At 66.2% G+C, this 1,764-nt stretch carries 1 protein-coding gene; it reads left to right on the top strand.

What is annotated here, in order from left to right; genetic code table 11:
• Nucleotides 1-97: 97 nt before the first annotated feature.
• A complete protein-coding gene (locus IEQ44_RS15510) occupies nt 98-1,744 on the top strand; it encodes an IS1634 family transposase (protein WP_193639385.1) in 1,647 nt (548 codons plus the stop codon).
• Nucleotides 1,745-1,764 lie beyond the last annotated feature (20 nt).

Raw genomic sequence — 1,764 nt, 5'->3', positions numbered from 1 at the left:
TTGCACAGATTCCTGAGGGCTGGAACGCGCTGACCTGCGGTGATGCTTGTTCTTAGTGCGTCGGCAAGGCACTAATTCGGGTCGGTAGGATCGTCTGGTGGCTTGGGTCCGCAAGGTTCGTACGGCTTCGGGGGCCACGGCGGTGCAGATCGCGGAGTCGGTCAATGGTCTTCGGCGGATCGTTCGCCATGTCGGCTCGGCGCGTGACGAGGCCGAGCTCGGGCTGCTGATCGAGGAAGCGAACCGGCTGCTGGCCGATGACCAGCAGGGGGTCCTCGACCTGGGGATCACCCCGGCCGTCGCGAAGGCCACCATGGTCACGCCGTCGACCCCGCCGGGACTGTTCGCGGACACCGCGACGCCGGCGCCCCTTTCGCGCCAGCGGGTGTCGCGTGCGCGGGTGCTGAAGACTTCCTCGGGGTTGGTCTACGACGCGCTGGCTGGGGTGTACTCCAGCCTGGGTTTCGACGTCGTGGACGACGAGGTCTTCCGTGACCTGGTGATCGCCCGTGTGGTCGAGCCGACCAGTCTGCTCGACATCGACCGGGTCCTGGCAGAGATGGGGCGCGTGTCAGCGAGTCTTTCGACCCGTAAACGGACGCTGCGTCGTGCTCACGCCGGCGGGTACCGCGATCAGATCGCGACCGCCTGCTTCAACCACGCCGTCACCGCCGGGGATGTGTCGTTGGTGCTCTACGACGTGACCACCTTGTACTTCGAGGCCGAGAAGGAGGACGACCTCAGGAAGGTCGGGTACTCCAAGGAACGTCGCGTCGACCCGCAGATCGTGGTCGGGCTCCTGGTGGACCGCAACGGGTTCCCACTCGAGATCGGCTGCTACGAAGGCACCAAGGCCGAGACCACCACGATCATCCCGATCGTGAAGCAGTTCCAGGCCCGCCACGGGCTGGCCGACATGGTCGTCGTCGCGGACGCCGGAATGCTGTCGGCGTCGAACCTCTCGGCGCTGGACGAGGCCGGGCTGCGGTTCATCGTCGGATCCAGGGTGACGAAGGCGCCGAAGGATCTGGAGTCCCACTTCCGCTGGCACGGCGACGCGTTCGCCGACGGTCAGGTCATCGACACCCTCACCCCACGCACCGGCCATCACAAGGACGCGGCGAGCAACCCGTCGGTGAAGGCCGAACCTATCTGGGACCCCGGACAGCATTCTGGGTCGTGGCGGGCGGTGTGGGCGTACTCGAAGAAGCGGGCCGTGCGCGACAACCGGACGCTGACGTTGCAAGAAGAGCGCGCCAAGGCCGTCGTGGCCGGGGAGAAGACGGCGCGGGCGCCGCGGTTCGTGAAGACCCGCAACGGTGCTGCTGAACTCGACGAGACCTCACTGACCAGGGCCCGACGGTTGGTCGGGTTGAAGGGCTACGTCACCAACATCCCCGCCGATCTCATGCCTGCGAGCGAGGTGATCGGGAGCTATCACGCGTTGTGGCAGGTCGAGCAGTCGTTCCGGATGTCCAAGACCGACCTGCGGGCCCGGCCGATGTTCGCGCGCACCAGGGATGCGATCGAGGCCCACCTCACCATCGTGTTCACCGCGCTGGCCATCAGCCGCGAGGTCCAGAACCGCACAGGGTTGTCCTTGCGCCGGGTTCTGCGGACCCTGAAGCCACTGCGTTCAGCGACCGTCGAGATCAATGGCATCACCACCACGATCCCGCCCGGACTCAGCCCTGACGACGAAGCTCTCCTCAAGGCCTTGCAAACACCCGCCGCAAGGCACTAAGGCGTTTGACCCAAGTCAGG

Source organism: Nocardioides malaquae (assembly GCF_015070385.1).
Lineage (GTDB): Bacteria > Actinomycetota > Actinomycetes > Propionibacteriales > Nocardioidaceae > Nocardioides > Nocardioides malaquae.
Note: the sequence above shows the minus strand (reverse complement) of the source record. Positions and strands in the feature narration are given on the sequence as shown.